This is a genomic window from Streptomyces sp. 150FB, assembly GCF_000818195.1.
Lineage (GTDB): Bacteria > Actinomycetota > Actinomycetes > Streptomycetales > Streptomycetaceae > Streptomyces.
Window position 1 is genome coordinate 5,799,641 of record NZ_JTHL01000001.1, and the last position, 8,278, is coordinate 5,807,918.

An 8,278-nucleotide genomic window follows, 5' to 3' on the forward strand; every position below is an offset into this window, starting at 1 on the left:
CGGGTTGGGGCCGCCTACCTTGCCGGTGGCGAAGCCGATCACGAAGCCGACGGCGATGGCCGCCCAGCCGATCTCGTGCTCGATGGCTCCGGCTATGCCGCCGTAGACCAGGGCGGCCACGAGGGCCGTGCCCACGGCGGTCGCCACGGCGAGCCCCGTGTTGGCGCGGACCACCGCGGGCGGCGGGGCGAGCGGGGTCGGCGGCATCGCGCCGGGTGCGAACGGGTTGCCGGGTGGTGGTGGAACGGGCTGGCTCATGCGGAATTCCCCCCAGGGAAAAGATGTTGTGCGCATGTCGTGTGCGCGGCCTGGACAGTAGCAGCCGGGACGGACAGTCCCGCAGGCGTTTTCCCGGAGGGGGCAGCTCAGAGGCGGTACGCGGCGCCCGCCGGGCTCGCTCCCCTCGTGTCGAGGAGGAGTTGCGCCTTGACCGCGAGGCCCTGGAGGTCGTACGTCCTGTGGTGCTGGAGCAGGACCGTCAGGTCGGCGTCGGCCGCCGCCTCGTAGAGGGAGTCGGCGCGCGGTACGGGCAGTTCGCGTACGCGCCAGTCGGGGACGTACGGGTCGTGGTAGCTGACGGCCGCGCCCAGGTCCATCAGGCGCTGGGCGATCTCGGTGGCCGGTGAGCTCTCCTGGTCGGCGAGGTCCGGCTTGTAGGTGACGCCGAGCAGCAGGACGCGGGCGCCGCGCGCCGACTTGCCGTGTTCGTTGAGGAGGGTCGCGCAGCGCTGGATGACGTACTGCGGCATCCGGGTGTTGATCTCCTGCGCCAGGCCGACCATCCGCAGCGGATGGCCCGGTGTGCGGCCGGCGTGCGGGAGGTAGCTGGGGTCGATCGGTACGCCGTGGCCGCCGACGCCGGGTCCCGGGCGGAACGCCTGGAAGCCGAAGGGCTTGGTCTCGGCGCAGCGGATGACGTCCCAGAGGTCGACGCCGAGGTCGTGGCAGAGGACCGCCATCTCGTTGACCAGCGCGATGTTGACATGGCGGAAGTTGGTTTCGAGGAGCTTGACGGTCTCCGCCTCGCGCGGGCCCCGGGCGCGTACGACCTTGTCGGTGAGGCGTCCGTAGAAGGCGGCGGCGGATTCGGTGCAGGCCGGGGTGAGGCCGCCGATCACCTTGGGGGTGCCGGCGAAGTCGTGGGTACGGCTGCCGGGGTCGAGCCGGCTGGGGGAGTACGCGAGGTGGAAGTCGCGTCCGGCGCGGAGCCCCGAGCCCTCCTCAAGGAGGGCGCGCAGGAAGCCCTCGGTGGTGCCGGGGGCGACCGGGGACTCCAGCAGCACGGTGGTGTGCGGGCGCAGCCGGGCGGCGAGCGCGCGGGCCGCGTCGCCGATCGCGGTCAGGTCGGGGACGCGGTCGGCGCCGAGTGGGGCCGGTGCGCAGATGACGGCCGTACGGACCCGGCCGAGGTCGGCCGGGTCGGTGGTCGGCCTGAAGCCTCCCGACAGCATCCTGCGGATGCCGGCGGCCGAGAGGGATCCCTCGACCGGCGGGTGGCCGGCGGCGAGGTGCGCGACCGGGAGCGGGTCGGTGTCGTAGCCGATGGTGTCGATACCGGCGGCTACGGCGGCCTGGGCGAGCGGCAGGCCGAGATGGCCGAGTCCGATGACGGCGAGATCTGCGGGCATGACGGTGGCCGTCCTTCCCTTAACCGGAGTGGACAGTGAGCGCAAGCCGTGTGGACAGAACGGGCAAGCGCAATGTCAGACTAGGCGTAAATATGACCGATATGCCGTATTGAGAGGCCGGGTGGGTCTCGTTTGTAAGCCGGAGTTATCCACAGGCGGTGGCTGAAGTCGGAGATCGCGGACAGAATCGAGCTGTGAGCCCGACCACACGGGGCGACGGGAGGCAGCGGTGAGGACAGCGACACTGGGACCCGAGGAGCGCGCACAGGCGCTCGCGGCGATGGCGGAGCGCGAACTTGACGTACTGGTGGTGGGCGCCGGCGTGGTCGGGGCCGGGACCGCTCTCGACGCGGCGACCCGTGGCCTGGCCACCGGACTGGTGGAGGCGCGGGACTGGGCGTCCGGCACGTCGAGCCGTTCGAGCAAGCTGATCCACGGCGGCTTGCGGTATCTGGAGATGCTCGACTTCGGGCTGGTGCGCGAGGCCCTCAAGGAGCGCGGGCTGCTGCTGTCGAAGCTGGCGCCGCATCTCGTGAAGCCGGTGCCGTTCCTGTATCCGCTCCAGCACAAGGGCTGGGAGCGGCTCTACGCGGGCTCGGGCGTCGCGCTGTACGACGCGATGTCGGTGTCCTCGGGGCACGGCAGGGGACTGCCGCTGCACCGCCACCTCTCACGGCGCCACGCGCTGAAAGTGGCGCCCTGCCTGAAGAAGGACGCCCTGGTCGGCGCCCTGCAGTACTACGACGCGCAGATGGACGACGCCCGCTATGTGGCGACCCTGGTGCGTACGGCGGCGAGCTACGGCGCGCGGGTCGCGAGCCGCGCCCGGGTCGTCGGCTTCCTGCGGGAGGGCGAGCGGGTCGTCGGCGCCCGGGTGCAGGACGTGGAGGGCGGCGGGGAGTACGAGATCCGGGCCAAGCAGGTCGTCAACGCCACCGGGGTCTGGACGGACGACACCCAGGGGCTGATCGCCGAGCGGGGACAGTTCCATGTGCGGGCCTCCAAGGGGATCCACCTGGTCGTGCCCAAGGACCGCATCCACTCCACGACCGGACTGATCCTGCGCACCGAGAAGTCGGTGCTCTTCGTGATCCCGTGGGGCCGCCACTGGATCGTCGGCACCACCGACACGGACTGGGACCTCGACAAGGCCCACCCGGCGGCCTCCAGCGCCGACATCGACTACCTGCTCGAACATGTCAACGCGGTGCTGCACGTCCCGCTCACGCGCGACGACGTGCAGGGGGTGTACGCGGGACTGCGCCCGCTGCTCGCCGGGGAGTCCGACGCGACGAGCAGGCTCTCGCGCGAGCACACGGTGGCGCATCCGGTGCCGGGCATGGTCGTGGTCGCCGGCGGCAAGTACACGACGTACCGCGTGATGGCGAAGGACGCGGTGGACGAGGCCGTGCACGGGCTCGACCAGCGGGTGGCCGAGTGCGTCACGGAGGACGTGCCGCTGCTCGGCGCCGAGGGGTACCACGCGCTGTGGAACGGCAGGGCGAGGATGGCGGAGCGCACCGGGCTCCATGTCGTCAGGATCGAGCACCTGCTCAACCGTTACGGCACGCTCGTCGAGGAGGTGCTCGAACTGATCGCGGCCGACCCCCGGCTCGGTGAGCCGCTGTCGGCGGCCGACGACTACCTGCGGGCCGAAGTCGTCTACGCGGCCTCGCACGAGGGCGCGTGCCATCTCGACGACGTCCTCACGCGGCGTACGCGCATCTCGATCGAGACCTTCGACCGGGGGACGCGCAGCGCGCTGGAGTGCGCCGAGCTGATGGCGCCGGTGCTCGGCTGGGACAGGGACCAGATAGAACGCGAGGTCGAGCACTACGAGAAGCGGGTGGAGGCGGAGCGGGAGTCGCAGCGGCAGCCGGACGACCTGACCGCTGACGCGGCGCGGCTCGGTGCGCCGGACATCGTGCCGACCTGACGGGACCTGCCGGGATCTGATGGGACCGGTGTGGCGGGCGGTGCGGGATCTGACTGGCCGGTGGGGCGGGCGATCTGACGGCGGGTCGGGGACGGGTGGTCAGGAGCGGCAGAACTCCGCTTCGAGCAGCCTTGTCTCCGGCGCGTCGTCGGCGAGGGTGTCGGTGTCCACGCGGAAGGTGAGGGTGTGGCGGCCGTCGCGGGTGGCGGCTGTACGGACGTAACTGCCCGCGATCCTGCCGTTGTGGCCCCAGACCGTGAGCCCGCAGGACAGCCGCTGCGGGAAGATCCCCAGGCCGTAGGCGCCGTGGGTGGCGCCGGTGTCCAGCAGCTCGCGCAGTTCGGGCGGCGCGAGGAGTTCGCCGTCGAGGAGGGCGCCGAAGAAGCGGTTCAGATCGTCCAGCGTGGAGATCAGCTCACCGGCCGCGCCCGCCGTACGCGGATCGAGCCGCGTCACATCACGCGGCGGACCCGCCGGGCCCGACGTCCGGGTGTACGCGCGGCCGTGCGGCACCGGGAGCGCCGTACTGCCACCGGGAAAGGACGTCCCGGTGAGACCCAGCGGGCCGATGACGCGGCGCTCGGCCTCGGCGGCGTACGTCCGTCCCGTGACGCGTTCCACGACCATGCCGAGCACGATGTAGTCGGTGTTGGAGTACGCGTACACACCGCGCGGTCCCGGCCGGTGGACGAGCGCCGTACGGAGCGCGGCCTCGGGGGTCGTCGGCACGGGCGCCGAGGTGTCGGAGGTGTAGTCGTGGAGACCGCTGGTGTGGGTGAGGAGGGAGCGCAGGGTGAGCCGCCGGCCGTCGTTGCCGTGGCCGCGCACCAGACCGGGCAGGTACTGGTCGACGCTGTCCGCGAGGTGTAACTCGCCCTCGGCCGACAGTTGCAGAACGACCGTCGCCACCAGGGTCTTGGTGATGCTGCCGGCCCGGAAGTGGTCGGCCCGTCGCATCCCGGTGCCGGCGGCCTCGAACCGCCCGCCGCCCCCGGAAGCATTCCCCGAAGCGGTCCCGGACGCCGTCTCGGCGAGCAGCGCGGCGCCCGGCGCCCGGCCCCTGGAGACGAGTTGGGCGAGTGCGCGGGAGGTGCGGAGGGGGCGGTAGTCGGCGCGGGCGACATCCGCGTTTCGTACGCCCGTACCCAGCACGCCGGTGCCAAGTCCGAACAGCCCTATGACCAGCAGGGTGATCAATCGGGTCCGGGGTAGTGGCATGGTGGGGGTCCCTCCCTCCGGCCCCATCCTGGCGGACGCCCGCCCCGAGAGCATCGGCGGTCCCGGGGTGAGGGACAATAGGGGCCCTGCCACGTCGCGTTGGAATCGCGTGAACGGCAGAGGTCGCGGGCCAGGATTCAGGTATCGCAGAGGGGACGCATGTCGGAGGCGGAGCAGTCGCGGGACACGGCGCAGGAGCCCCAGGGAGATACGCGCGAGAGCGCGAAAGGGAGCACCGAAGGGCGCCTGCTCGCAGGCAGGTACCGGCTGGGTGAGGTGCTCGGGCGCGGTGGCATGGGCACTGTCTGGCGGGCCCTCGACGAGACGCTCGGCCGTACCGTCGCCGTGAAGGAGCTGCGCTTCCCTTCCAGCATCGACGACGACGAGAAGCGCCGGCTCATCACGCGCACGCTGCGCGAGGCCAAGGCGATCGCCCGGATCCGCAACAATGGCGCGGTCACGGTCTACGACGTCGTCGACGAGGACGACCGGCCCTGGATCGTCATGGAGCTGATCGAGGGCAAGTCCCTCGCCGAGGCCGTACGCGAGGACGGCACGCTCACGCCCAGGCGCGCGGCCGAGGTGGGTCTCGCGGTCCTCGACGTGCTGCGCTCCGCGCACCGCGAGGGCATTCTGCACCGCGACGTGAAGCCGTCCAACGTACTGATCTCCGAGGACGGGCGCGTCGTCCTCACGGACTTCGGCATCGCGCAGGTCGAGGGCGACCCCTCGGTCACCTCCACCGGCATGCTCGTCGGCGCCCCCTCGTACATCTCGCCGGAGCGCGCCCGTGGCCACAAGCCGGGTCCGGCCGCCGACCTCTGGTCGCTGGGCGGGCTGCTGTACGCGTCGGTCGAGGGCTCCCCGCCGTACGACAAGGGCTCGGCGATCGCCACGCTGACGGCGGTGATGACCGAACCGGTCGACCCCCCGAAGAACGCGGGCCCGCTGAAGGACGTCATCTACGGCCTGCTCGACAAGGACCCCGACAAGCGTCTCGACGACGCGGGCGCGCGTGCGCTGCTCCTCGACGTGGTCAACGCCCCTGAGAAGGCGGAGAAGCCCGAGGAGCCGGTGGCTCTCGACGCCACGCGCGTGGTCCCGCTGCCTCCGGTGCCGGAGGACGCTCCCCCGACGACGCCTCCCAAGGCCGCGAAGGCCCCGAAGCCCCCGAAGGCGGCCAGGCCTCCGAAGCCGGCGGGCGACGCGACGGCCGACCGGATGCGCGGCGCGCTGCGCTCCGTACGCAACGCGGCCAAGGCCGAAGCGGCGCCGAGACCCGAGCCGGGCGCGGCCACCGCCGTCTCGCGCTCGGACGCGCCGCGCGCCTCACTGACCGATGTTGTTCCCCGCCGCACGCTGATCATCATCGCGGTGGCCGTCGTGGTCGTGATCGGCGTGATCCTCGCCTTCACCCTGGACGGCGGCTCGGGCAAGACCGACGGGGACAAGACAGCCGGGGGCAACGGCGCTTCGGCCTCGGCGGGCGCCGACACCGGCGGCAGCGGCAAGGGCGCGGCCGAGCCGGGCACGGACCAGGCCTCAGGAAAGGCCGGCGGCAAGGGCGAGGGCGCCACGGCGGGTCAGACAGCGAGCCCGCCCCCGGCCACCGCGTCCCCCGACGCGGGCTCGGACCCCGGATCCACCGCGGGCTCCGGCGGTACGGGCGACGGCGCTTCGCTGCCCGCCGGGTACGCCAAGGTCACCGACGGGAAGTTCCGTTTCTCGATGACGATGCCCAAGGGGTTCCACAAGATCGCCATCGCGGGCACGGACTCGGGCGTCATATACAGCGCGAAGAGCGGTGGATTCCCGCGCGTGCAGATCGACTTCACCAAGAGCCCGACCGATGACGCCGTTCTCGCCTGGAAGCAGCTCGCCCCCGCCGTGGCCGGCAGCAGCAGCAACTACAAACTCATCAGCATCAAGAAGGTCAGCTACAACGGATATCCGACTGTCGCCGACTGGCAGTTCGAGCGCGACGAGAGCGCCGGTATCCGTTCACACGTTCTCGACCGGGGATTCAAGATCGATTCCAAGCACGGTTATTCGATCATGGTGAGCTGCAAGGCGAGCGAGTGGAACGGCACGGAATGCAGGACGATGCGGGAAACCGCGTTCAGCACGTTCCGGCCGACCGGCTGAGGGGCAGAACACTCCACGGGCGCCCGGCCGCGACGATGGGGCCGGGTCACCGTGGTGCAACGTTCCGCTACGGGTTGCCCCGACCCTGCGGCGCGTTCGTCTCCGGCCACGTATCGTGAGAACTCGCGAACCGTACGCATCCGCAATGGGCCGGTAACCGACCGGAATTGGCGGTCTCGCGGGGTCTCCGGGACCGGGAGACAGCGCAGTGTGTGGGGAGGCGTAGTGGACGAATACGCGGGGCGGGTGCTTGCCGACCGTTATCGCCTGCCGTTGCCGCCTTCCGACGAGTACGAACTCGCCGAGACGCGCGCCTTCGACACGTACAGCGGCCAGGAAGTCCTCGTCAGACAAGTGCCGTTGCCCGAAGTCGTGGAGGCCGAGGTCCTCGACGCCGAGGGCGGCCCGGCGCCGCGCCGCGCCTCCGGGCGTTCGACGCGCGGCCCGGCCGATCCGGCGGTACGGCGGGCCATCGAGGCGGCGCAGAGCGCGGCCCAGATCCCCGACCACCCCCGGCTCGACCAGGTTTTCGACGTCTTCGCCGAGTCGGGCTCGCTGTGGATAGTGAGCGAACTGGTGGCGGCCAGGCCCCTGGCCGCGCTCCTCGCCGAGGAGCCGCTGAACCCGTACCGCGCGGCCGAGATCGCCTCCGACGTGCTCACCGCCGTCCGCGTACTGCACGCCCATGGCTGGACCCACCGCAACATCACCGCCCGTACGGTGCTGGTCTGCGACGACGGACGGGTGGTGCTGACGGGACTCGCCGTGGGCGCGGCCGAGGAGGCGCTGTGCGGGTACGTGACGGCGCCGATGCAGCCGGGAGTGGCGCCGCCGCCGCAGCCGGGCATCGCGGGACAGCCGGACGGCGCGTCAGGACCCGGCATCACGGGCGGCCAGGCCGGACCTGACCACCTGACAGGACCGGGGACACCCCCGGCTCCCGGCATCCAGGGACAGCCGGATCCGTACGGGCAGTTGGGCCCGGGAGTTCCGGCGGTCCCGGCGACCCAGCAGCCCCCGGCCGGCCACGACAGCGCCGGCCACGACACCGCCGGTGACCAGCCTCCGGTGCCCGGACTCCCGTACGGTCCCGGGCTGCCGTACGGGACGGGGGCGGCGCCCGGAGCGACCGCCGGACTGCCGGGCTCGCAGGGGCGCGCCGCGCTGGAGTCCGCCAGGGGCCCCGGCGGCCAGGACAGCCCGTACGCCATCCCGTACCGGGACGACTCCTCCGGTACGTCGGGCGCGATGCCCAGGCCCCCGCAGCAGGGCGGTCTCCCGGCGCTCCCCGGCGGCAACGCCTCGGGGGACATCCGCGCCGCGCGCGCCGGCGCCATCGCCGCGTACCGCG

The 8,278-nt window shown here is 72.1% G+C and carries 5 protein-coding genes and 1 pseudogene; 3 read left to right on the forward strand and 3 right to left on the reverse strand.

The window, feature by feature from the left end:
- Window positions 1–258: pseudogene (locus tag QR77_RS49075) on the reverse strand (hypothetical protein); the annotation flags it as partial.
- A gap of 107 nt (window positions 259–365) precedes the next feature.
- Window positions 366–1,628, reverse strand: coding sequence for a nucleotide sugar dehydrogenase (locus QR77_RS25085; protein ID WP_040024359.1), 1,263 nt, complete (start codon window positions 1,626–1,628; stop codon window positions 366–368).
- A gap of 229 nt (window positions 1,629–1,857) precedes the next feature.
- Between QR77_RS25085 and QR77_RS25090 the strand changes: the two genes are divergently transcribed.
- On the forward strand, window positions 1,858–3,564 hold the full coding sequence (locus QR77_RS25090) for a glycerol-3-phosphate dehydrogenase/oxidase (RefSeq protein WP_040024361.1): 1,707 nt from the start codon (window positions 1,858–1,860) through the stop codon (window positions 3,562–3,564).
- 99 nt (window positions 3,565–3,663) lie between these two features.
- Here the strand turns inward: QR77_RS25090 and QR77_RS25095 are convergent, their stop codons facing one another.
- Window positions 3,664–4,782, reverse strand: coding sequence for a serine hydrolase domain-containing protein (locus tag QR77_RS25095; RefSeq protein WP_078877100.1), 1,119 nt, complete (start codon window positions 4,780–4,782; stop codon window positions 3,664–3,666).
- Between the two features lie 159 nt (window positions 4,783–4,941).
- On the opposite strand from QR77_RS25095, the gene QR77_RS25100 reads away from it, so the two are divergent.
- Window positions 4,942–6,927, forward strand: coding sequence for a serine/threonine-protein kinase (locus QR77_RS25100; protein ID WP_040024362.1), 1,986 nt, complete (start codon window positions 4,942–4,944; stop codon window positions 6,925–6,927).
- 225 nt (window positions 6,928–7,152) lie between these two features.
- Window positions 7,153–8,278 (forward strand): protein kinase (locus QR77_RS49080; protein WP_040024363.1); only part of this gene is annotated, 1,126 nt, incomplete at its 3' end.